The sequence below is a fragment of the Curtobacterium sp. MCPF17_021 genome, from assembly GCF_003234605.2.
Taxonomy (GTDB): domain Bacteria; phylum Actinomycetota; class Actinomycetes; order Actinomycetales; family Microbacteriaceae; genus Curtobacterium; species Curtobacterium flaccumfaciens.
The window spans coordinates 2,928,454-2,951,157 of sequence record NZ_CP126252.1 but is presented as its reverse complement, the minus strand read 5'-3'; the positions used below and the strand labels follow the sequence as shown (position 1 = coordinate 2,951,157).

Below are 22,704 nucleotides of genomic sequence, written 5' to 3'. Positions count from 1 at the left end.
ACTTGTCGGTGCGTCGACTACGCGACGGTCGCGCGCGCCTCGGCCAGCGACGGGTAGTCGGTGTAGCCCTCGGCGGTCGCGCCGTAGAAGAGCTCCGGACGCGGCTCGTTGAGCTCGGCGTCGTGCTCCCAACGGTGCGCGAGGTCCGGGTTGGCGATCGCGGCGCGGCCCACGGCGACGGCGTCGGCGTGGTCGCCGTCGACGATCGCGATGGCCTCGTCGCGTGTGGTGAGCGACGAGAAGCCCGAGTTCACGATGAACGGTGCGCCCGCGGTACGGCGGACGTGCTGCACCAGGTCACCGGTCGGCTCGGCGTGCAGGACGTCGACGAAGGCGAGGCCGAGCGGCGCGAGGCCCTCGGCGACGGCGGTGTAGGTGGCGCGGACGTCGTCCGCGTCGTCCTCGATGACGCCCTGGATCCCGTGCTCGGGCGACAGGCGGATGCCGGTGCGGTCGGCACCGATGGCCTCGGCGATGGCGGTGGTGACCTCGACCGCGAAGCGTGCGCGGTTCTCCGGGGAGCCGCCGTACTGGTCGGTGCGGGTGTTCGACACCGGCGACATGAACTCGTGCACCAGGTAGCCGTTGGCGCCGTGGACCTCGACGCCGTCGAGCCCGGCGGCGATCGCGTTGCGGGCGGCCTGCACGAAGCCCTGCACGGCCTCCTGCACCTCGGCGGTGGTCAGCTCGTGCGGGACGGGCATGTCGGCCTTCGAGCCGTCGGCCAGGTGCGTCTGCCCGGGGGCGGCGATGGCGGACGGGGCGACGATGCGCGGGGTCTGCGAGATGTCGGTGTGCGAGACGCGGCCACCGTGCATGAGCTGCATGACGATCGTGCCGCCGGCGGCGTGCACGGCGTCGGTCACGCGGCGCCAGCCGGCGATCTGGTCGTCGGTCTCGATGCCGGGCTGCCCGGGGTAGGAGCGGCCCTCCTGCACGGGCCAGGTGCCCTCGGTGATGATCATGCCGAGGCCGGCGCGCTGCCGGTAGTGCTCGACCAGCAGGTCGTTCGGGACGCCGTGCTCGCCGGCGCGGGTGCGCGTGAGCGGGGCCATGACGATGCGGTTCGACAGGGACAGGGCGCCGATGGAGGCGGGTTCGAAGAGCTTCACGTCAGGGCGAACGACGAGTTGTCCGATGCAATTCCGCCTCGGAGCACTTCTTCAGACAGCGCGGTCAGTCGCGCGGGCACACCAGCGTCGACGAGCGCACCTGGCCTTCGGGCCGGATCACCTGGTGCTGGGAGAGGGGCTTGCCGCAGAGGGGGCAGCCCCGGTCGATCGTCCGGTCGTCGATGCCCTCGGGGCGACCGGCGCCGATCTGCGAGGGGCCCATCTTGTTGATGAGCGTCGTGTTCCACCGTTCGTACCACTGGCCGAAGCGTCCCACGGTGCATCCTTTCGTTCGTGCACGAATCATTATGGCACTGATGGCCGTGGATCACACCTGGTCGACGCGCTCCAGCAGCTCCGTCAGCTCGTCCTTCAGGGACTCGAGTCGGGCGAGTGGCCACCCGAGCCGGTCGGCGACGGCGAGCGGCACCGCCTGCGCCCGGTCGCGCAGGGCGTGCCCGGCGGTCGTCAGGGACACCTCGAGCTGTCGTTCGTCGGCGGCGCTGCGGGTGCGGCGGACGTAGCCGGAGGCCTCGAGCCGCTTGAGCAGCGGGCTCAGCGTCGCGGAGTCGAGTCGCAGCTCGCCGGCGATCTCGCGCACCGACCGCGGGTCCCGCTCCCACAGGGCGAGCATCACGAGGTACTGCGGGTGCGTCAGGCCCATCGGCTCGAGCAGGTCGCGGTACAGCCCGATGACGCTGCGGCTCGTCGCCGCGAGTGCGAAGCAGAGCTGCCGGTCGAGCGCGAGCGGGTCCGGAGCGGTCTGGGTCATGCCTTCAGGGTACTTCGTTCGTGCACGAAAGAGTCGATGCATCGTCTGCACACGCGTCTTCCGACGTTCCACCCGTCGTTCGACGCGTGGAACGTCGGAACATGCGTGCTCGCGACCCGGGGCGGTGGGCGCAACGGCCTGGAGGCCCGGGCCGACCCGTGTGGGTCGGCCCGGGCCTCCAGACCGGGTGCGCCGACTACGCGCGGTGCGCGGGCGGGTGGCCCGAGTCGTGCGCGTTCGCGTCCGGCTCCACGGGGAGCGCGTGGGTGCCGGTGTGCGTTTCCTCGTGGCCGGCGACCGGGTGGGTGCGCTCGAGCTTCGCGCCCTCCACGTCGACGTCCGGCACGATCCGGTCGAGCCACTTCGGGAACCACCAGGCGCTCTTGCCGAGCAGGTGCATCGCCGACGGGATGAGCAGCATCCGGACGACGAAGGCGTCGATCAGCACACCGAACGCCAGCCCGAAGCCGATCGGCTTGATGGTGGACGAGTCCGAGAAGATGAAGCCCGCGAACACGGAGATCATGATGATCGCCGCCGCCGTGACCACCGCGCGACCCGCGTGCAGACCGCGCTGGACGGCCACCTTCGCGCTCGCGCCGTGGGCGTAGGCCTCACGCATGCCGGACACCAGGAACAGCTGGTAGTCCATCGCCAGACCGAACAGGATGCCGATCTCGATGATGGGCAGGAAGCTCAGGATCGGTGCCGGGTCGTGCACACCGAAGACCGAGCCGAGCCAGCCGAACTGGTAGATCGCGGTCAGCCCACCGAACGACGCCAGCACGGACAGGATGAACCCGACGGTGGCGGTGATCGGCACGAGGAACGACCGGAACACGATGATCAGGATGATCAGCGACAGCCCGACGACCACCACGAGGTAGAGCGGCAGCACGTTCGAGAGCTTCTCGGACACGTCGATGTTCGCCGACGCGTTGCCGGCGACGCCGAGGGTGACCTTGCCGTCGTCGGTGGAGACGGTCTGCTCGCGCAGGTCCTTCACGACGTTCTCGGTGGAGACGCTGTCCGGGCCACCGGCGGGCTTCACCTGGAACGCGATGATGTCGCGGTCCTTCGAGGCGCCGATTGGCAGCACGGCCTTCACGTCGTCGTTCTTCGCGATCGCCTGGCCGATGGTGACCTCGGTCGCGGTGACGTCGCTCTTGCTGATCGACTCCGGCAGGGTCGCCACGACGAGCAGCGGGCCGTTCTGACCGGCGCCGAACTCCTTCTCGAGCGTCTTGTAGGCCTTGTACTGGCTCGACTCCACGGCCTCGGACGAACCGCTCGGCAGGCCGAGGCGCATCTGGGTCGCGGGTAGGGCGATGGTGCCGAGCACCGCGACGCCGAGGATGAGCGTGATGACCGCGCGCCAGCTCGACATCGGCTTGTTCGGGATGCGTGTGGAGTCGGTGTTGCCGATCTTCGCGCGCTCCTTCTTGCGCAGGATCCGCATGCCGATGAGCGACAGCAGGGCCGGGGTGAAGGACGTCGCGATGAGGATCGCGAAGAGCACCGCGACCGCACCGACCGTGCCCATCAGGCCGAGGAACGGGATGCCGGTGATGTTCAGCGCGAGCAGCGCGACGATGACCGTCGCACCGGCGAACACCACGGCGTTGCCCGAGGTGCCGTTGGCGAGCCCGATCGACTCGTGCACCTGCATGCCCTGCTTCAGCTGGGTCCGGTGCCGGTTCAGGATGAACAGCGAGTAGTCGATGCCGACCGCCAGTCCCAGCATCACCCCCAGCACGGGCGTGACGGAGATGAACTCGACGACGCTCGAGAACGACAGGGCGGCGAGCGAGGCGACGCCGACGCCGAGGACGGCGCTGACGAGCGGGACCGCGGCGCCGATGACCGTGCGGAGCATCAGGAGCAGCACGATCGCGGCGATGATGACACCGCCGATCTCACCCGGGCCGAGGATCGACGGCACACCCTGTGCGATGTCGTTCGAGACGTACACGTTGACGCCCTGGATGTCGGCCGACTCGGCGTCGTCCGCGATGGCGGTCTTCGTGTCCGCGGGGACCTCGTAGGTCGATGTCGTGAACTGCACGGTGCCGATCGCGGCGCTGCCGTTGTCCGACACGAAGCGGATGTCCTTCGACAGGTCGAGCAGGTCCGAGCCCTGTTCGAGCTCCTGCTCGTTGTCGTCGAGCTTCTGCTTGTTCGTGTCGATCGTCTTCTGGGCGTCGGCGATCTGCTGCTCACCGGCGTCGATCTGGGCCTGCTGGGCGTCGATCTGCGCCTGCGCCTGCTGGAGCTGGGCGGCCGCTGCCTGCGCCTGTGCGGCGGGGACGGCTGCGCCACCGGCCGCCTGCGCCTGGGCCTTCTGGGCGTCGAGCTGCGCCTGGGCGTCCTCGATCTTCTGCTTGCCGGACTCGAGCTGCGCCTTCTGGGTGTCGAGCTGGTCCTGGCCGGTCTCGATCTTCGCGCGACCGGACTCGATCTGGTCACGGCCGTCGACGATCTTCTGCCGCTGGTCGTCGAGCTGCTGCTGGGTGTCGAAGCCGCTCGTCGTGCCCTTGACGCCGTCGAGCTTCTCGAGGCTGGTCAGGAAGTCGTCGATCTCGGACTGCTGCGACGACGAGAACGCCTTGCCGTCCTTCGTCTCGAAGACGATCGTGCCGTTGCCGCCGTTCGCCGACGGGAACTTGTCGGCGAGCTGGTCCTGCACCTGACTGGTCTTGGTGTTCGGGATCGTGATCGACGACGAGATCGTCCCGGCGAAGAGCGTGTACGTGACGCCCGCGACGGCCATGATCACGACCCAGGTGATGATCACGAGCCAGTGGCGTCGTGCGGAGAACCGTCCGAGACGGTAGAGGAGACCGGCCATGCGGTTGCCTGCGGTCCTTTCGTGTCAGGTGCTGGTGGTGCGGGGTGCGCCGGTGGACCCCTGGGGGATGAGGAGGTGGAGCGGTGTCAGTCGTCGGCCATGTAGCCGCTGCGGACGCTGTGCACGAGTCGTGCGAGCAGGTCGTCCCACGCGTCGAGCGCCGGCTGGTCGAGCTCGGGGCCGGACGTCGCCAGCCAGTGCTCCGCGATCACGACGATGCCGCTCATGAGCGACTCGACGAGCAGTGCGGCGTCGAGGGGATCGGCGGCCGGGTAGCGCCGGGCGACCTCGTGCCGGAGCCGTTCGGTCACCCGCGAGAACGCCGTCTGGGTCAGCACCGCGGCCTTCGGGTCGTCCTTGCCGGGGTCGCCGAGGATCCGGTACATGCTCGCGATCGCCGGAGCCAGGTCGGCACCGCGGGCGGCGGACTCGAGCTCGTCGAACATCGAGGCCCGGCTGCCGTCGCCCACCGGGGTCCGGGCCATGTCGGCGAGGAACCGGTCGATGATGACGGACAGCTCCTGCTCGCAGACGGCCAGCAGGACCTCGTCGAGCGAGGCGAAGTGGTTGAACACGGTGCGCCGGGCGATGTCGGCCCGGGCGGCGAGGTCGTCCACGCTGAAGTCGCGGCCGCCGCGCTCGTCGATCAGGTCGCGAGCGGCCTGCAGGATCGCCGCACGGTGCTTCGCCTTGAGGGCAGCACGGCGGTCGGTCGCGATGGTCACGAGATCGAACACTAGGTGCATCGATGCACTCGGTGCAACGAGGTTGAGTGCATCCCCAGGTTCGTCCCCCGGTGCAGAACGTCTGTGCTGCACCGCTGTTCAGTCGGAGGTACCGGGTGCCAGACTGGCGGGACGAACCGCTGCCGTACGAAGGAGTACCGATGCCCGTCCGCCTGTCCCCGGAGACCCTCGACGAGATCGCCGCGAGCGGTGTCGCCGTGCCCACCTACGACCGCGACGGCATCACCGCCGGCATCGTCCACTTCGGCGTCGGCGGGTTCCACCGCGCGCACCAGGCGATGGTGATCGACCGGCTCCTGCAGTGCGGCGAGGCCCGCGAGTACGGCATCTGCGGCGTCGGCGTGCTCGAGCAGGACCGTCGGATGGCGACCGCGATGGCCGAGCAGGGCGGCCTGTACACGCTCGTCCTCAAGCACCCGGACGGCACCCGTGAGTCACGCGTCGTCGGCAGCATCGTCGAGTACCTGCTCGCCGTCGACGATCCGGACGCGGTCGTCGAGAAGATGGCGCACCCGGACACCAGGATCGTCAGCCTGACCATCACCGAGGGCGGCTACAACTTCGACCACGTCACCGGCGAGTTCGTCGCCGACGAGCCCGTCGTCGCGGCCGACCTGCGCGGTGACGGCCCGCCCCGCACGGTGTTCGGCCTGGTGGTCGAGGCACTGCGCCGCCGACGGGACCGCGGCCTCGACCCGTTCACCGTGATGTCCTGCGACAACATCCAGGGCAACGGGCACGTCGCCCGGTCGATGTTCACCGCCTACGCCCGGCTGCAGGACCCGGCCTTCGCGGACTGGATGGACGAGCACGTGGCGTTCCCGAACTCGATGGTCGACCGCATCACCCCGGTCACCGCCGACGAGGACCGCGCCTGGGTCCGCGACGAGCTCGGCATCGACGACGCCTGGCCCGTCGTCGCCGAACCGTTCTTCCAGTGGGTGCTCGAGGACGACCACCCCGCCGGCCGACCGCCCTACGGGGACGTCGACGTCCAGCTCGTCGACGACGTCGAGCCGTACGAACTCATGAAGCTCCGGCTCCTCAACGCCAGCCACCAGGGGCTCTGCTACTTCGGGTACCTGTCGGGGTACCGCTACGCGCACGAGGCCACGCAGGACCCGGCGATCGCGACCTTCCTGCGCCGCTACATGGACGACGAGGGCACGCCGACGCTGCACCCGGTGCCCGGCATCGACCTGGAGGACTACAAGTCGACCCTGATCGAGCGCTTCCAGAACCCCGAGGTGCGCGACACCCTCGCCCGGCTCTGCGCCGAGTCGAGCGACCGGATCCCGAAGTGGCTGCTCCCCGTCGTGCGCGAGAACCTGGCGGCCGGTCGGCCCGTCACACTGTCCGCCGGCATCGTCGCGTCGTGGGCCCGCTACGACGAGGGCACCGACGAGTCCGGTGAACCCATCGAGATCGTCGACCGGCTCGCCGAGCCCCTGCACCGCATCGCCCTGACCCAGCGCGACGACCGCCTCGCCTTCATCGCGAACCGCCAGGTCTTCGGCGACCTGGTCGACGACGAACGGTTCGTCGCCGCGTACCGCGACGCCCTGGACGGGCTCATCGCGGACGGCGCGCACGCCACCGTGGAGCGCCTGTCACGGTCCTGAGACGCGACCGACCGACGGACGGGAGGCCCGTGGCGGCGCCGCCAGGGGCCTCCCGTCCGCCTGCTGCCCACGTGACGGGCGCGGGACGGCGGTTCCTGTCCGCGCGATGACGGTTCCGGTTCGCGAACCCCGAGGATCGTGAACCAGAACCATCAGCCGCTCACCGCGCGACGTCGTCCCACGGCACCGGGGTGGTCTCGCCCGTCTCCCAGTCGCGGCGCAGCACGCCGTAACCGACCGACCCGACGGCCGGGCCGCCGTCGACGGGCCACGCCTCGCGGTAGTGGGCCTCCTGCACCCACCCGGCGCGGACGAAGACCCGGCGCATGGCGGTGTTGTCCTCGCGGGTCTGGCCCTCGAAGCGCGTGATCGCCGGCATCGTCGTGAACACGTGGTCGGTCACCGCACGCAGGGCGGGGACGCCGAGGCCCCGACCCCGGAAGCGACCGGCCAGGCGCAGGTCGAACAGGGGGACGGGGTCCGCCAGGTCCTCGAGGCGGACCAGTCCGATGCGCCCGTGCTCGTCGTGGTCGAGCCAGGAGGTGTCGTGCTCGTCGTCGCGGTAGGCACCGGAGTCGACGGCGCTCGCCGCGTCGGCCGCGCTGATGCGCCGTCGGACGTGGAACGGGAACTCCTCGGACGTCAGGAACGCGAGCAACTCCTGGCGGTCGGTGCCGGTGGGGTCCAGGCGGGTGAGGCGGACGGCGGGAGCTGGCATGCCGCTCAGGGTAGTTGCACGGTCCTCGGGCAGGCTCGGGGCGTGCGAGGTGGGACGAGGATGACGGCCGCTGCTCTGACGGCGTTGGTGCTGGTCGGGCTGGTGGGGTGCTCCGGTGTGCCGGGTGGTGACACGACCGGGCCGACGTCGTCTGCTCCTGCCGCTGCGTCTGGGTCGGCTTCGGTGGCGCCGTCGACCGACCCGGCGACCGACCCCGCCACCGCGCGGGCCTTCGCGGCGCTGGAGCGGCGGTACGACGCACGGCTCGGGATTGCCGCCGTCGACACCGGGAGCGGTCGGACGATCGTGCACCGTGCGGGGGAGCGGTTCGCCTTCGCGTCGACGGTCAAGGTGTTCATCGCGGCGGCGGTCCTCGACGCCTCGTCCGACGCCGACCTGGCGATCGTCGTGCACTACGACCGCGGCGACCTGCTCGAGTACGCGCCCGTGACGCGCGAGCACGTCGACACCGGGATGACGGTGCGCGAGCTCGTCGATGCGGCGCTCCGCTCCAGCGACAACACCGCGGCGAACCTGCTGGTGGAACGGCTGGGCGGGCCGAACGCGGTCGAGCGGTGGCTGCGCGGCATCGGGGACCGGACGACGAGCGTCGACCGGGTCGAACCCGACCTGAACCAGGCGATCCCGGGTGACCGACGGGACACGACGACGCCGGAGCGGTTCGCTGCGGACCTCCGGACGGTGCTGCTCGGAGACGCCCTCGACGCTGCCGACCGTCGGGTGCTGCGCGAGGCGATGCTCGGCAACACGACCGGGGACGCGACGATCCGTGCCGGGGTGGACCCGTCGTGGCGGGTGGCCGACAAGACCGGCACGGCGTCCTACGGGGTCCGGAACGACATCGCGGTCGTGACGCCGCCGGGGCGGGCGCCCATCGTGCTCGTCGTGATGACGAGCCGGGCCGATCCCGGTGCGGAGCCGTCGGACGCGCTCGTCGCCGCGGCGACCCGTGCCGCGGTCGCCGGGCTGAGCGACTGAGTCGCGCGCGTCGCACGCGTCGCGGGACTAGCGGAGGGTGGTCGCCCAGCGCCCGATGGCGTCGTACGCCCGTTCCCGCACCTCCGGCGCGGACAGCACGACGTCGTGCAGGGCGCCTTCGAGTCGGCGGACCGTGACCTCCTCGCCGAGGGAGAGCGAGCGGTGCGCCACCGTGTCGACGTTCAGGGCGACGTCGGCCCGCGCCATGCCCGGGTCCCACCGCGGCTGGAGCATGCTCTTGTCGCTCAGCATCACCAGGGTCGGGACCGCGATCCCGAGGCCCTTCTCGACCTGTGCCTGGCCGTCGAACACCGCGGCGAGCCACCCGGGGTGCAGGGGGAAGCCGCGCTCCGGCCGCCACTTCTGCTCGTAGGTCCACGACCCCTCGCCCTCGGCCGAGACGGTGCGGGTGTAGAAGCCGGGGTCGACGGCGGGCATCGGCGCGAGGGGGTTTCGACGGGCACCGAGCTTGATGACCGGTGCGACGATGGCCCGGCCGACCGCGGTGGCCTGGAACTCGAGCCACGGGCTGTTCAGCACGAGGCCGTGCACGAGCTCCGGGTGCCGAGCAGCCCAGAGCGACAGGGTCAGGCCGCCGGTGGAGTGGCCCATCGGGACGAGTCGGCGCCGGTCCGAGCCGGGGTGCTCGGCCGAGATCGCGTCGAGCGCTGCGGCGATGTCCTCGTCGTACACCGCCAGGTCGTCGACCATGCCCGGGGTCTGGTACGGACGCAGGCTCCGACCGTACTTCCGCAGGTCCAGCGCGTGGAACCGGGCACCGAGCCGCTCCAGGCGTTCGGCGAGCTCCACCTGGAAGAAGTAGTCCGACCAGCCGTGCACGTAGAGCACGTCGACCCCGTGCAGGGGCCCGCGACCGTGCAGCAGCAGGTCCGTCGGGGTGTGCCGGCGGCGGACCAGGGTGGCGACGACGGGTCCCTCGGAGTCGGTGCCGAGCGGCAGTTCGAGCCGCTCGTACGGTGCTCCGAGCACGTCCTCGTGCCACCCCTGGTCCGTCATGCGCCGAGCGTATCCGGCGCTGCTGCGGGTGGTGCTGGTGCGGGGGTGTCGCGCGGCACGCCAGATCGTCGCGCTGGCCGTGGCTCGCGGCCTAGCTGCGGGGGGCCCGCACCAGGAACAGCGTGACGGCGCCCAGGACGACCGCGGCGACGATGAGCGCCCAGGCGAGCACGATGACCGGCCCGTCCCAGGGGGTGAAGAGCAGTCCGACCCCGATCACCAGGGCCACGGCGGCGCCGATGAGGGCGAGGCGGTGCGGTCGTACCGGAGCGGTGCGTGTCACGGTTCCCACGGTACGCGCGACGGGCTGGCAGTGCGGCGTCGAGCGGGTACGCCGGTCACACCGTCGTGCGCATCACCCACCGCCACTTGGCGATGCGGCGGTCGCGCACGAACCCGAACTGCGTGAACAGTTCTTCCGGCCCGGTGTGCAGGTAGGCACCGCGCTGCGGCTTCCGCTCGACCGTCTGCTCCGGGTAGGCCTCGACGGTCCCGCCGCCGTCCCGCCGGATCTGGTCGAGTGCGGTCGTGACCGCAGCGCGTGCGACCCCCTGACCGCGGTGTCGGGACTCCACGAACACGCAGCCGATCCGCCAGTCCGGCGGCGTCGAGGCGTCCCGGGCGTACTCACCGGGGTTCAGGATCGTCGGCAGCTCGACCGGCCGCCCGAACTGGCACCAGCCGACCGCCGTGCCGTCGGCGTAGACGAGCACCTGGTGGTTCGTGCCGTTCCGCACGTGGCGGTGCTTCGCCTCCTGGTGGGACACTGTCGGGTCGGGCGTCCCGCGTGGGCCGTCCGGGTGGAAACCGATGCACCAGCACCCGCCCCACACACCGTTGCTGCGGGTCACGAGCGCCGCGAAGTCGGGCCACGTCTCCTCGGTGAGCATCGCCGTCGAGTACTCCATGCGCCGATGATCCTCCGGTCCTGGCGATCCCGCCACCACCGCGACCGTGGTGCTCGGAACGGCGCGCGACCGGTGGTCAGGCTGCGCTGCGCCGGGCGGCGGCGAGGCCGGAGACGAGCGCCGCGATGCCGAGCCCGATGCCGACCACGCCGGCGAGTGCACCGAAGAACATCAGCGCCCCGGCACCGATGTTCGCGCCGCCCTCGCCGGAGTCGTTCGCGTTCGAGTACCCACCGACGAACGAGGCCAGGAACGCCACGACGAGGAACGCCGTGCAGAGGATGTGCAGCACACGTGGCGCGATCGGGGTCATGCCCGGATCGTAGCGCGGCGGCGGGGAGCGGATCGCACCGGCACTTTCCCAGCGGACACGACGGTGTTCCGCGGGGAAGTCACGGCGACCGCCCGAGCAGGACTGGGAGCCTCTCCGGACCGCGCCGATGCTGGTGCGACCGAGGGGGAACGGGCGACATGACGATGCGACGTGCAGGGGGAGCCGCGCTCGGCTTCGTGGGTGGCAGTGTGCTCGCAGGGTTGCTGGTGAGCGTCGGGGTGACGCCGGTGATCGCGGTCGCCGGCGTCGGCACGACCTCGGCGATCGGGGTGTTCGAGTCGCTGCCGGAGGACATCGAGATCGGGCAGCTGCCGCAGCGGAACCAGATCTGGGCGTACCGCGGGGGCGAGCCGGTGCACCTGGCGAACGTGTGGGACCAGGACCGGCAGGAGCTCACGCTCGACCAGATCAGCGACCAGCTGGAGCACGCCGCAGTGGACGGCGAGGACAAGCGGTTCCACGAGACCGGCGGTGTCGACGCGACGTCCGTCGTCCGGTCGCTCGTGAGCGTCGCCACGTCCGGGACCGAGGGCGGGTCGGGTGGTTCGACCCTGACGATGCAGCTCGTGCGGAACATCAAGATCCAGCAGGCGAGCGAACTGCCCACGGCCGAGGAGCGCGAGGCCGCCTACGAGGACGCGACCCGGCGGACACCGCAGCGCAAGCTCGCCGAGATGAAGCTCGCGATCAGCCTGGCGAAGCAGTACACGAAGCAGCAGATCCTGGCGGCGTACCTGAACATCGCCTACTTCGGCGACCAGACCTACGGTGTGCAGTCGGCGGCGCAGCACTACTACGGCAAGTCGGCGACCGACCTGACCCCGGCCGAGGCGGCGTCCCTCATCGCGATCGTGCAGTGGCCGGAGCGACGGGACCTGTCGACGCCGGACCACCACCGCGACAACGCCGCCCGGCGGAACGTGATCCTGCGGTCGATGCACGAGCAGGGGCACCTGTCGACCGAGGAGTACCGCACGGCTCGGCTGTCCCGTGTCGCCGACTACGTCCACCTGACGGCCCCGCAGCAGGGGTGCGAGGCGGTCGAGGTGGGCGCGGAGTTCTTCTGCGACCACGCGGAGACCATCGCCCAGCGGCTCCCGCAGCTCGGCGCGACGAAGCAGCAGCGGGCGGACGCCTGGCGCACCGGCGGGTACCGGATCCAGACCACGCTCGACCTCGACCTGAACGCGGAACAGAAGCGACTGCTCGACCAGTACGACCCGAAGACCGAGACCCGGCTGGCGCTGGGGGCCACGTTCAACACGGTCGAGGCCGGGACGGGCCGCGTGCTGACGATGGCGCAGAACACCGACCACGACCGGTCGTCCGACGCGCCCCGCACCGCGACCTCGCTGAACTACGCCACCGACCAGGCGGACGGCAGCTCGACGGGGTTCCAGACCGGGTCGACCTACAAGATGTTCACCCTGCTGGCGTGGATCGAGGCCGGCCGCAGCCCGGACACCGTCGTCGACGGCACCCCGCACCCGCACAGCGAGTGGACCGCCTGCGGCGGACCCGCCTCGGCGTTCTGGCAGCCGAAGAACGACTCACCCGGGCAGCGTGGTCCGTACTCGGTCCGGTCGGCGACGGCGCAGTCCGTGAACGCGGCGTACCAGTCGATGGCCGAACAGCTCGACCTGTGCGACATCCGCGACGTGGCCGAGCGGCTGGGGGTGCACCTGGCGACCGGTGGCGAGCTGCCCTGGAACCCGGGGTCCCTGCTCGGCACCGAGAGCATCGCCCCGCTCACGATGGCGTCGGCCTACGCCGGCATCGCGAACGGCGGGCGGTTCTGTGCACCCGTCGTGATCGACCAGGTCATCGCCCCCGACGGCGAGGAACTCGGCGGACAACCCCGCACCTGCAAGCAGGCGGTGTCGCCGCAGACCGCGGCCACCGCGTTCGACGTCATGCAGGGCGCGTTCCGCGGCGGCACGGCGAGCGGTGGGCAGACCCCCGACGGCGCGACCCTGTTCGGCAAGACCGGCACCACGGACGCGGCCGACCAGGTGTGGCTGGTGGGCGGGACCTCGCGTGCCGTCACCGCCTACTGGCAGGGCAACACGGACGGCGCGAAGCACAACCTGCGGTCGTTCTCCAACGGTCAGGGCGGCACCTACGCGGGGTCGCGCGCGGCCGTCTGGCGCGACGCGCAGACGGCGGTGAACGCGGCGTTGCCGGTCGGCTGACGGCCCGGAACGCAACCACCAACGGCCTGGAGGCGCGGTGCCAGCTGGCACCGCGCCTCCAGGCCGGTTCTCGGTTGCGTCCTACGACAGCTTCTTGCTGTCCTCGAGCCAGCCCGCGAGCTTGGTCATGTAGTCGGCCTGCGACGCGTAGTCCAGGGCCGGGAACGTCCAGCTGTGGACCTGGCCCGCCTCGAGCGCGGCGTTGTCGGCGAAGGTCGGCTGCTTCTCGAGGTCGGCGACCTGGTATCCCTGCTGCGACAGCAGCAGCACGTCACCGGTGATCTGGCCGGCGTTCTCCCACGAGTAGATGCCCCAGTAGAAGCCCTCGGGCTTCGGGTTGACGAAGTCGACCCCGTACGACGCGTACATCTGCAGCGACGGCTCGTCGGTCGGGCGGGTGACGTACGCGCCGTCACCGTCGGCGTACATCGAGACGACCGACAGGTCCTTCTCCTTCGAGACCTTCTCGAGCTCGTCGGCCGCGGTGTCGAAGCGCTCCTCGGCGGCGTCGACCGTCGACTCCTTCGCGCCGAGGGACTCGGACAGTTCGGCGATCTTCTCGATGACGTCCTCGCCCTTGCCGCCCCACTTCACCTGGACGACCGGCGCGATGGCCTCGATCTGCTTCTCCTGCGCCTTGTCCTTGAAGCCGTAGCCGGGCTGCTTCGTGTCGAGCGTGCCCTTGGCGTCGGTCGGGTAGACCGAGGTGACGACGAGGTCGGGCTTGAGCGCGGCGAGCTGCTCGAGGTCGATGTCGCCGTAGGCGGTGCCGAGCTGCGTGATGCCGTCGGTGTCGAGGCCCTTGAACCGGGCGTCCTTCGCCATCGTCAGCTGCCCGAAGGTGCCGACGGGCTTCAGGCCGTACTCGATGAACGACAGGGCGATGTCGTTCAGCACGACGACGCGCTTCGGCGTGTGGTCGACCTTCACGGTGGCGCCCGTGGCGTCCTCGTACGACCATGCCTTCGACGCGGCGGTGCCGCCGTCGGAGTCGGAGTCGTTCGAGTTGCTGGTGCTCGAGCAGCCGGTCAGGAGGAGTGCCGAGACGGTCACGGAGGTCAGGAGGGCGGCGCGCAGGTGGCCACGTCGGGAGGTCTTCACGTTAGGAGAGGCTAACCTAAGTTCGAGGTACTCGCCAGCACGTCTTCGGTTTTCGTCGGGACGGCGTGCTCGGTCCGGGCGCCCGGGGCTGTGTGCTCCGTCGGGGCGCTCGGGACGGGGTCGTGCTCGTCCGCCTCGGGCACGATCATCGGCGCACCGGTCACCGGGTCGGGGAACACCCGGGCGTGCAGACCGAACGCGTGCTCGAGCAGTGCCGGGGTGAGGACGTCGTGGGGGGTGCCGTCGGCCACGACCCCGCCGTCGTGCAGCACCACGAGCCGGTCGGAGTACCGCGCCGCGAGCGACAGGTCGTGCAGCACCATCACGATCGTCGACCCCTGCTCGCGGTTCAGCCGCCGGACGAGCCGCAGGACCTCGAGCTGGTGCGCGAGGTCGAGGTAGGTGGTCGGCTCGTCGAGCAGGAGCGTCTGGGCCTGCTGCGCGACGACCATGGCGATCCAGGCACGCTGGCGCTGCCCGCCGGACAGGCTCGTGACGTCGCGGTGCGCGACCTCGGTCAGGCCGGTGGCGGCGATGGCCGCTTCGGCGACGGCGGCGTCCTCGGCGGTCCAGGGCTTCGCCCACGACTGGTGCGGGTTCCGGCCGCGCATCACGAGGTCGAGCACGCTGGTGCCCGCGGGGGCGACGGGGGACTGCGGCAGGATCGCGAGCTTGCGGGCGACCTGGCGGTTCGGCTCCCTGCGGATCGGGGTGCCGTCGAGCATGACCTCACCGGCCTGCGGCTTGAGCACGCGGCCGAACGCCTTGAGCAGGGTCGACTTGCCGCAGCCGTTCGCGCCGAGGAACGTCGTGACGGTGCCGCGTTCGATGCGCAGGTCCAGGTCGCGCAGCACGGGCTGGCGGTCGTAGCCGACGGACAGGCCCGTGGCTTCGAGGACGGGGGTGTCGTGCTGGTCCTGGTGTGGTGCTGTCATCGGGACATCTCCTTGCGGTGACGGACGAGGAGCCAGATCAGGTACGGCGCCCCGATCACGGTGGTGATGATGCCGACCGGCACCTGCCACGGGAACGCGGAACGGGACAGCAGGTCGGCGGCGAGCACGAGCACGGCGCCGAGGGCACCGGCGAGCAGCAGCGGCGGCCGGTTCGTGCCGGCGAGCCGGAGCCCGACCTGCGGGACGACGAACGCGACGAAGCCGACCGGTCCCGCGGCGGCCACGGCGGCGGCGGTGAGCACGACCGCGAGCGCGATGACGAGCAGCCGGTGCCGCTGGACGCCGAGTCCGACGCCCGTCGCGACCTCGTCGCCGAGCTGCCCGATGCCGAGGGCAGCACTCGTCGCGAGCGCGATCGGCACCGCGACGACCGCCACCACGAGCAGCGGCCAGACGCTCTCCCACGAGGTGCTCGACAGGCTGCCGACGAGCCACTGGGACGCCGCGGTGGCGACGGTGATCTTCGCGCGGACGAGCAGGTAGCTCGTCACCGCGTCGAGGGTCGCGCTCACGCCGATGCCGACCAGCACGAGCCGGTAGCTCTGCACGCCGCCGCGCCAGCCCAGGCCGTACACCAGGACCGCAGCGACCAGGGCGCCGATCGTGGCGGCAACCGGGATCCCGCCACCGAGCACCAGGGACGACACCGAGTACGTCCCGCCGCCGAGGACGATCGCCGCGACCGCACCGACGCTCGCGCCCGCGGTGACACCGATGATGTCCGGGGTACCGAGGGGGTTGCGGGTGAAGGTCTGGGTGAGCGCGCCGGCCACCCCGAGCGTCAGGCCGACGAGTGCGCCGGTGAGGACGCGGGGCAGGCGCAGGGTGGTGATGATGAAGGCGTCCGGCCCGGACTCCAGGCCGAGCAGGGACCGGATGACGACCCCGGGGGCGATCCACGTCGATCCGACCGCTGTCCCGATGACGATGAGCACCAGGACGGTGGCGAGCGACCCGACCGTGTACCAGAACACCCGGGGGCGCCAGGCGAGGCCGACGGGGCCGATGCGGATGCCGGCGCGGCCGGGGGTTCGTGCAGCCGAGGCGGGCGTGCCGGGCGTGGTGGTCTCGGGCGTGCTGCTGGGCGTGCTTCCGGGCGTGCTGCCGGGCGTGCTGCCGGTGCTGCGCACCGCTGCCCCGCTCACAGCGACACCAGCGATCTGCGACGGGCCACGGCGACGAACACGGGGCCACCGATGACTGCGAGCACGATGCCGACCTCGACCTCGGAGAACCCGCCGATCAGGCGACCGATGACGTCGGCGAGCAGCACGAGGGCGGCTCCGACCAGACCGGAGACCGGCAGGGTCCAGCGGTGTCCGGTGCCGACGAGTGCGCGGGCGACGTGCGGCACCGTCAGGCCGACGAAGCCGATCGGGCCGGCAGCAGCGGTCGCCCCGGCGGCGAGCAGCGTGATCCCGCCCAGGCCGACGAGCCGCGCGACGAGCACGTTCTCGCCGAGCCCCTTCGCCAGCTCGGACCCGAGCCCCAGGGCGTCGAGGGCGCGGACGTTCAGCACCGCGAGCACGAGCCCGGCGGCCAGGAACGGCCACACCGCCCCGAGGATGTCGAGCTGCCGTGCCGCGAGGGACCCGACGACCCAGAGCCGGTACGCGTCGAGCGAGGCCTGGTCGGTCAGCACGACGAAGGAGGTCAGGGCGGCGAGCAGCGCCGAGACCGCGGCCCCGGCGAGGGCGAGGGGCACCGGACTGGCGGTGCCGCTGCCGGCGATGGTGACCGAGAAGACGACGACGCTGGCGACCAGGGCCCCGACCAGGGCGAACCACACGGTCGCGCTCGTGCTCGTCACCCCGAACACGTAGACGCCGAGCACCACCGCGAGTCCGGCACCAGACGAGACGCCGAACAGGCCGGGGTCGGCGAGTGGGTTGCGGGTGTGTCCCTGCATGAGCAGCCCGGCGATGCCGAGGGCTGCCCCGACCGCAGCACCGATGAGCGTGCGCGGGATGCGGGACCCCCACACGATCGCCTCGTCGGTGCTCGATCCGGAGCGCGTGAGCCCCGCCCACACCTCGGCGACACCGATGCGGTTGCTGCCGAGCAGCATGCTCGCCACGGCGACGAGCACCAGGGCGACGACGAGGCCGATGACGACCGCGGTCCGTCGCCGCATCGCGGTCCGGTGCACACCGAGGGCGCGCGACGCACCGCCGTCTCGGGTGCTGGACGCGACGGGTTCGGGGGCCTCCGGACCGGAAGCCAGAACGGGATTGGGGGCTGGCACGGAAGTCATCTTAGGTTAGCCTTGCCTCATGGCGAAGACCCCGCGGCTCCTGCCGACGAACCCCCGGCTCTTCCGCGCCCGTGTCCTCCGGACCCAGCGGGTGACCCCCTCGATGCAGCGCGTCACCGTCACCGGCGATGACCTGCACGAGTTCGGCTACCTCGGTTTCGACCACTGGTTCCGCCTGTTCGTCCGACGCCCTGACCAGGACGCCTTCCGGATGCCCGACCTGGACGGCAAGAAGTGGTGGCCGACGTTCCTCGGCATCCCCGAGGACATCCGTCCCCACTGCGCGAACTACACCGTCGCCGCGTACCGGCTGCTCGCCGACGGCACCGCCGAGCTGGACATCGACTTCGTCGTGCACCTGGACCACCGCGGTCAGCTCGAGGGCCGCGCCGCGATCTGGGCCTGCTCCGCCCGCCCCGGCGAGGAACTCGCGATGCTCGACCAGGGCTGCATCTTCGACGTCCCGGCCGGCACCAGCGAGGTCATCGTCGCGGCCGAGGAGACCGGTCTGCCCGGCGTCGTCGGCATCGCCGCGTCGTTGCCGCGCGACACCGTCGGCCGCATCATCCAAGAGGTCCCGACCCCCGCCGACATCCGCGACCTCGACGCCCCCACCGGCGTGCAGGTGACGTGGATCGTCCGGCAGCCGGGCGCCGTCCCCGGCAGTGGCGCCCTCGCCGAACTGCAGCGGCACGTGCCGTCCGACGATCAGGGCTACGCGTTCGTCGTGGGGGAGTCAAGACTCGCAACGGAGGGCCGCCGCCACCTGCACCGTGCGGGCCTGCCGAAGTCGCGCATCACGTTCTCCGGGTTCTGGAAGCACGAGACGAAGGTCTCCGTCCCCGCCTGACCCGCGCGTGCCTGCCAGGCATGCCCGTTCCCGCCAGGTACGCCCGGTTCTGCCAGGTACGCCCGATCCTTCCCCTTGCGCGCGCGATGCCTGGTGCTTCCGGGCGTACCACCACGGAACTTCCGACCAGGTATGCCCGGTTCCGCCAGGTATGCCCGGTTCCGCCAGGTGCGCCCGGTCCTTCCCTTGGCGTGCGCGATGCCTGGTGCTTTCGGGCGTACCACCAAGGAACTTCCGACCGAGTACGCCCGGTTCCGCCAGGTGTGCCCGCTCTGCACAGGTACGCCCGTTCTCGCCAGGTACGCCCGGACCTTCCCCTGGTACCCGCGATGCCTGGTGCTTTCGGGCATACCACCAAGGAACTTCCGCCCAGGTACGCCCGATCCCGCCAGGTACGCCCGGTTCCGCCAGGTATGCCCGCTGTGCACAGGTACGCCCGGTCTCGCCAGGTACGCCCGGTCTCGCCAGGTACGCCCGGTTCTTCCCCTGGTACCCGCGATGCCTGGTGCTTTCGGGCATACCACCAAGGAACTTCTGCCCAGGTACGCCCGGTTCGACCAGGTACGCCCGATCCCGCCAGGTACGCCCGAAAGCACCAGCCGCGCCGCGCTCGCGACGCGACCAACGGACGGACGGGAGGCCCGGTGCCAGCTGGCACCGGGCCTCCCGTCCGTGGTGGGGTGGCGTCAGCCCTTGAGGCCCGAGCCCGTCACGCCCTCCACGATCTGCCGCTGGAAGATCAGGTAGAGGATGATCAGCGGCAGCGCCGCGAGGATCGCACCGGCCTGGATGTCGGCGTAGCGCTGCCCGAAGCTGCCCTGGACCGTGGCGAGCCCGACCGGGATCGTCATGAGGTCCGGGTTGGACAGCACGAACAGCGGCAGCAGCAGGTTGTTCCACACCCCGACGAAGGTCAGGATCGTCACGGCCGCGATCACCGGACGCGACAGCGGCAGGATGACCGACCAGTAGACCTTCCAGATGCCTGCGCCGTCGATGCGCGCCGCCTCTTCCAGCTCCTTCGGGATGCCGTCGAAGAACTGCTTGAAGATGAACACCGCGATCACGGCGGGCACCTGCGGGAAGATCACCGACCAGTAGGTGTTGAGCAGGCCGACCGCGTTGAGCTCCTGGAAGATCGGGATGATCAGCACCTGCGTCGGGATCATGATCCCGAGGATGATGAGCAGGAACGCGATGTTGCGGCCACGGAACACCAGCCGCGACAGCGCGAACGCCGCCATCGACGCGAACAGCACGGTGAGTGCCGCCGTGACGACGCTCGTGATGGCGCTGGCGAGGTACCAGTTCCAGATGTCGCCGGCCTGGAACAGCGACGAGTACGAGTGCAGCGTCGGGTTCCAGCTCGACAGGATCGCGTTCGCGCCGAGTGCGGCGACGCCGTTGTCGGACAGCGACGTCTTCAGGGCGAACACGCTCGGGATGAGCCAGATGATCGCGAAGATCGTCAGGACGATCCCCGACGCGATCGTGAAGCCGCGACCGCTGACGCCGATCTTCGCGGCGCTCGTCGGAGCGGCGGACGACACGCCGGTGCGGAGCTTGCGGCCGGTGGTGATGCTCTCGGTGGCGGTCATGTCAGGCCCCGATCTCTCGCTTGGCGGCAGCGCGCTCGACGAGCTGCCGGATGACCGCGATCGCCACGATCACGATGAACAGGAGGACCGACGCGGCCGATGCGGCACCGAGCCGGTTGTCGGTGAAGCCGACGCCGGTGATGAGCTGCAGCGAGACCTGGGTTGAGATGCCCGGCCCGCCGTTCGTCATCAGGTAGACCTGGTCGAAGATCTTCAGGCTCGCGATGATCTGCAGCAGGACGACCAGCGTCGTCGTGCGGCCGAGCAGGGGGAGCGTGATCGACTTGATCTGCTGCCAGTTCGACGCACCGTCGACGGCGGCTGCTTCGTACAGTTCGCGCGGGATCTCCTGCAGACCGGCCAGGTAGAGCACGAAGTTGAAGCCGAGGGTCCACCACACGGTGGCGATCGCGACACCGATCATGGCCGTGTTCGGGCTCGACAGCATGCCGGAGCCGGGCGTCATGCCGATCGCCGACTGCAGGCTCGCCCACAGACCGGTGCTCGGCGTGAAGATGAACACCCAGATCAGCGAGATCGTCGCCGACGGCAGGATGAACGGTAGGAAGAACGCCAGACGGAAGAACCACTGCCCGCGGTTCATCCGGTTCGTCAGCACGGCGAACACGAACGCCAGGATGACGAGCGGCGGGGTCGTGTACAGCGTGAACTGCAGCGTGTGCCAGAGCGACGACCAGAAGTCGCTGCGCCCGAGCATCTCGGCGTAGTTCGCGACCCCGGCGAAGCTGCCGAGCCCGGTGCGGACGGTCGAGGTGTTGAAGAAGCTCGTGACGATCATCCAGACCGTCGGGCCGAGCAGGAAGGCCACGTAGAACAGGCCGAACGGGGCGAGGAACAGCCAGCCGCTGCGGCCCTGGCCGCGGTTCACGCTGGAGCCGTAGGAGCGGTTCCGGCGGAGACGCGGCGCGGTGGCCGCGTCGGTCGGCCGGTCGAGGACAGGTGCTGTGGTCACGTCATCGTGCCTTTCGCGCGGTGTTCACGGCGATCGCGGGGGTCGTCTGCCCGGGGTGATCCCGCCGGGCGGTTGCGTGCCGGGTCACAGGGGGCTCGGGGTGTTGAGGTACGTCGCGAGCTGCGACTTGATGGCGCTGAGGGCCTGCGCGGGGGACGAGCTGCCCTGCTGGACGAGGGCGAGCTGGGCGCCCACCGTGCCCTCGAACGTCGAACCCGAACCGCCGTACCAGGCGGCGTCGTCGAACACGGCGGTCTCGGCTGCGGCCGCGTAGTTCGACTGCGGCGTGAGCTTCTTGTACGCGGCGCTGTCGAACGTCGGGATGTAGGCCGGCACGTGCCCGCCCTCGGCCCACGTCAGGCTCTGCTCGAGCATCTGCTTGATGAAGAGCATGTGCTGCTTGCGCTGCTCCGGCGTGCGGGCCTTCTTCGGCAGGACGAACGTGTGCGAGTCCGCCTGGGTCGCCGGCTTGTCGTAGAGCTGCGGGATCGGCGCCATGCCGAAGTTCAGGCCCTTGATCGACTGCGCGGTGCTGATCTCCCACTCGCCCTGCATGAAGAAGCCGGCCTTGCCGTCGAACATGAGCGACTGCGCGGTGGCGTAGTCGAGGGCCTTGTTCAGCCAGCCCTCCTTCACCCACTTCTGGGTGCGGCTCGTGACCTCGTTGTAGGCGTCCTCGTTGACGGTGAGCTTCGACCCGCCGTCGCTGATGAACGGGGTGGCGTCCTTCAGCTGGTTGTACATGGTCCAGAAGAAGCGCCACGGGGTGGCCGTCTCCGGCACGACGTTCGCCACGTTGAGCGCCGTGCCGCCGGTGACCTTGGCGACCGCGGCGAGGGCCTTCTCGAAGTTGTCCATGCCGTTGAGATCGACGAGGTTGCCGTCGCCGTCGATCAGGCCGGCCTTCTTGCAGACGTCGACGTTGTAGAAGAGGACGAAGGGGTGGGTGTCGAGCGGGACCGCGATGTTGTTGCCGTCGGTCTTCTGCGCCGCCCAGGCCTTCTGGTTGAAGTCGGCGGCGCTCAGGCCGACGCTCGCCAGGTCGTCGGACGTGATCGGGTCGAGCAGGTCACCGTCCCAGAGCGGCTTCGCGCGGGTCAGGTGCGCGACCGCGACGTCCGGCGGCTTGTTCCCGACGGTCGCCAGTGTCAGCTTCGAGTAGTACGGGTTGCCCCACGCGAACGTGGTGCCCTGCAGCGCGCTCGAGCCGCCGTGCTGCTTCGCGTAGCCGTCCTCCATGGCCTGCATGCGGACGCCGTCGCCGCCGCCGAACAGGTTCCAGAAGACGAGGGTCTCGGGGTTGAGTGCGCTACCGGCGAGGCCGGCGGCGAGGGGGCTCGAGCAGGCGGCGAGCGGCAGGACCGTCGCGGCCGCTGCGCCGGCGGCGAGGAAGCCCCGGCGCGAGAGGCGCGACGCGGGTGTTGCGGGTGGGATCGGCATGGCATCACTCCATCGGGATGGGCCGGGCTCGGGAACAGGGTCGGTGCTCCCGCCGGAGCATCGCTGCTCCGGACCCGGAGCACTGCTGCTCCGGACACGGAACGACCTTCCGGTGCTCCGTGAGCGCTCACATTAGCGCTCGCTCCCGGCATCCGCCACCCCTTTCGCGACGGCGTGGAACCCGGTAGCGTTTCTGTCAGGTGAGCGCTCACTTTCGTGACGGCCCGCTTCGGTTCCCGAAGTGTTCTCCGCCCAGCACGCTGC

General features: G+C 70.7%; 21 protein-coding genes. 4 read left to right on the top strand and 17 right to left on the bottom strand.

Features of this window, described 5'->3' with window-relative positions; translation table 11 throughout:
• Positions 1 to 17: 17 nt before the first annotated feature.
• The 5 genes from DEJ29_RS13855 to DEJ29_RS13835 all read right to left on the bottom strand — a co-directional run bounded on the left by DEJ29_RS13855 (position 18) and on the right by DEJ29_RS13835 (position 5,457).
• Positions 18 to 1,112, bottom strand: a complete 1,095-nt coding sequence (locus tag DEJ29_RS13855) for an alkene reductase (protein WP_111095744.1) — start codon at positions 1,110 to 1,112, stop codon at positions 18 to 20.
• 64 nt (positions 1,113 to 1,176) lie between these two features.
• Positions 1,177 to 1,389 carry a hypothetical protein gene (locus DEJ29_RS13850; protein ID WP_027466129.1) on the bottom strand — a complete coding sequence of 71 codons (213 nt, stop codon included), beginning with the start codon at positions 1,387 to 1,389 and terminating at the stop codon, positions 1,177 to 1,179.
• 51 nt (positions 1,390 to 1,440) lie between these two features.
• Entirely contained in the window at positions 1,441 to 1,884 is a 444-nt protein-coding gene (locus tag DEJ29_RS13845; RefSeq protein WP_017888357.1) for a MarR family winged helix-turn-helix transcriptional regulator, read from the bottom strand.
• Between the two features lie 196 nt (positions 1,885 to 2,080).
• Positions 2,081 to 4,732, bottom strand: coding sequence for an MMPL family transporter (locus tag DEJ29_RS13840; protein ID WP_111095743.1), 2,652 nt, complete (start codon positions 4,730 to 4,732; stop codon positions 2,081 to 2,083).
• Between the two features lie 86 nt (positions 4,733 to 4,818).
• Positions 4,819 to 5,457 (bottom strand): TetR/AcrR family transcriptional regulator, encoded by a 639-nt coding sequence (locus DEJ29_RS13835; protein WP_027466131.1) that lies wholly within the window; start codon positions 5,455 to 5,457, stop codon positions 4,819 to 4,821.
• Positions 5,458 to 5,618: 161 nt separating this feature from the next.
• On the opposite strand from DEJ29_RS13835, the gene DEJ29_RS13830 reads away from it, so the two are divergent.
• On the top strand, positions 5,619 to 7,100 hold the full coding sequence (locus DEJ29_RS13830) for a mannitol dehydrogenase family protein (protein WP_111095742.1): 1,482 nt from the start codon (positions 5,619 to 5,621) through the stop codon (positions 7,098 to 7,100).
• A 160-nt stretch (positions 7,101 to 7,260) separates the two neighbouring features.
• Here the strand turns inward: DEJ29_RS13830 and DEJ29_RS13825 are convergent, their stop codons facing one another.
• Complete coding sequence (locus DEJ29_RS13825) at positions 7,261 to 7,818, bottom strand: GNAT family N-acetyltransferase (RefSeq protein WP_111095741.1); 558 nt, start codon at positions 7,816 to 7,818, stop codon at positions 7,261 to 7,263.
• A 60-nt stretch (positions 7,819 to 7,878) separates the two neighbouring features.
• Between DEJ29_RS13825 and bla the strand changes: the two genes are divergently transcribed.
• The gene (gene bla / locus DEJ29_RS13820) at positions 7,879 to 8,817 is read left to right on the top strand and encodes a class A beta-lactamase (protein ID WP_181438265.1); all 939 of its coding nucleotides are present in this window, start codon (positions 7,879 to 7,881) and stop codon (positions 8,815 to 8,817) included.
• 27 nt (positions 8,818 to 8,844) lie between these two features.
• Here bla and DEJ29_RS13815 read toward each other — a convergent pair whose 3' ends face one another.
• The 4 genes from DEJ29_RS13815 to DEJ29_RS13800 form a co-directional block, all read right to left on the bottom strand.
• Positions 8,845 to 9,834, bottom strand: coding sequence for an alpha/beta hydrolase (locus tag DEJ29_RS13815; protein WP_111095739.1), 990 nt, complete (start codon positions 9,832 to 9,834; stop codon positions 8,845 to 8,847).
• A 91-nt stretch (positions 9,835 to 9,925) separates the two neighbouring features.
• Entirely contained in the window at positions 9,926 to 10,117 is a 192-nt protein-coding gene (locus tag DEJ29_RS13810; RefSeq protein WP_110862603.1) for a hypothetical protein, read from the bottom strand.
• A gap of 55 nt (positions 10,118 to 10,172) precedes the next feature.
• The gene (locus tag DEJ29_RS13805; protein ID WP_220037360.1) at positions 10,173 to 10,742 is read right to left on the bottom strand and encodes a GNAT family N-acetyltransferase; all 570 of its coding nucleotides are present in this window, start codon (positions 10,740 to 10,742) and stop codon (positions 10,173 to 10,175) included.
• A gap of 76 nt (positions 10,743 to 10,818) precedes the next feature.
• Positions 10,819 to 11,055 (bottom strand): hypothetical protein, encoded by a 237-nt coding sequence (locus DEJ29_RS13800; protein ID WP_111095738.1) that lies wholly within the window; start codon positions 11,053 to 11,055, stop codon positions 10,819 to 10,821.
• Between the two features lie 158 nt (positions 11,056 to 11,213).
• Here DEJ29_RS13800 and DEJ29_RS13795 point away from each other — a divergent pair, with 158 nt between their 5' ends.
• Complete coding sequence (locus DEJ29_RS13795) at positions 11,214 to 13,268, top strand: transglycosylase domain-containing protein (RefSeq protein WP_258376009.1); 2,055 nt, start codon at positions 11,214 to 11,216, stop codon at positions 13,266 to 13,268.
• Positions 13,269 to 13,349: 81 nt separating this feature from the next.
• Here the strand turns inward: DEJ29_RS13795 and DEJ29_RS13790 are convergent, their stop codons facing one another.
• Genes DEJ29_RS13790 through DEJ29_RS13775 form a run of 4 tightly spaced genes read right to left on the bottom strand, consistent with a single transcriptional unit; the run spans position 13,350 to position 17,570 of the window.
• Positions 13,350 to 14,369 (bottom strand): ABC transporter substrate-binding protein, encoded by a 1,020-nt coding sequence (locus tag DEJ29_RS13790; RefSeq protein WP_111095737.1) that lies wholly within the window; start codon positions 14,367 to 14,369, stop codon positions 13,350 to 13,352.
• 11 nt (positions 14,370 to 14,380) lie between these two features.
• Complete coding sequence (locus DEJ29_RS13785) at positions 14,381 to 15,304, bottom strand: ABC transporter ATP-binding protein (RefSeq protein ID WP_111095736.1); 924 nt, start codon at positions 15,302 to 15,304, stop codon at positions 14,381 to 14,383.
• Positions 15,301 to 16,455 carry a FecCD family ABC transporter permease gene (locus tag DEJ29_RS13780; protein WP_111095762.1) on the bottom strand — a complete coding sequence of 385 codons (1,155 nt, stop codon included), beginning with the start codon at positions 16,453 to 16,455 and terminating at the stop codon, positions 15,301 to 15,303. The genes DEJ29_RS13785 and DEJ29_RS13780 overlap by 4 nt, the downstream gene beginning before the upstream one ends.
• A gap of 11 nt (positions 16,456 to 16,466) precedes the next feature.
• Complete coding sequence (locus DEJ29_RS13775) at positions 16,467 to 17,570, bottom strand: FecCD family ABC transporter permease (RefSeq protein ID WP_258376008.1); 1,104 nt, start codon at positions 17,568 to 17,570, stop codon at positions 16,467 to 16,469.
• 28 nt (positions 17,571 to 17,598) lie between these two features.
• On the opposite strand from DEJ29_RS13775, the gene DEJ29_RS13770 reads away from it, so the two are divergent.
• Positions 17,599 to 18,429 carry a siderophore-interacting protein gene (locus tag DEJ29_RS13770; RefSeq protein ID WP_111092962.1) on the top strand — a complete coding sequence of 277 codons (831 nt, stop codon included), beginning with the start codon at positions 17,599 to 17,601 and terminating at the stop codon, positions 18,427 to 18,429.
• Positions 18,430 to 19,115: 686 nt separating this feature from the next.
• Here the strand turns inward: DEJ29_RS13770 and DEJ29_RS13765 are convergent.
• The 3 genes from DEJ29_RS13765 to DEJ29_RS13755 all read right to left on the bottom strand — a co-directional run bounded on the left by DEJ29_RS13765 (position 19,116) and on the right by DEJ29_RS13755 (position 22,440).
• Positions 19,116 to 20,027 carry a carbohydrate ABC transporter permease gene (locus tag DEJ29_RS13765; protein ID WP_110865196.1) on the bottom strand — a complete coding sequence of 304 codons (912 nt, stop codon included), beginning with the start codon at positions 20,025 to 20,027 and terminating at the stop codon, positions 19,116 to 19,118.
• A gap of 1 nt (position 20,028) precedes the next feature.
• On the bottom strand, positions 20,029 to 21,000 hold the full coding sequence (locus DEJ29_RS13760; RefSeq protein WP_111095735.1) for a carbohydrate ABC transporter permease: 972 nt from the start codon (positions 20,998 to 21,000) through the stop codon (positions 20,029 to 20,031).
• An 84-nt stretch (positions 21,001 to 21,084) separates the two neighbouring features.
• Positions 21,085 to 22,440 carry an extracellular solute-binding protein gene (locus DEJ29_RS13755; protein ID WP_027466147.1) on the bottom strand — a complete coding sequence of 452 codons (1,356 nt, stop codon included), beginning with the start codon at positions 22,438 to 22,440 and terminating at the stop codon, positions 21,085 to 21,087.
• Positions 22,441 to 22,704: the final 264 nt, after the last annotated feature.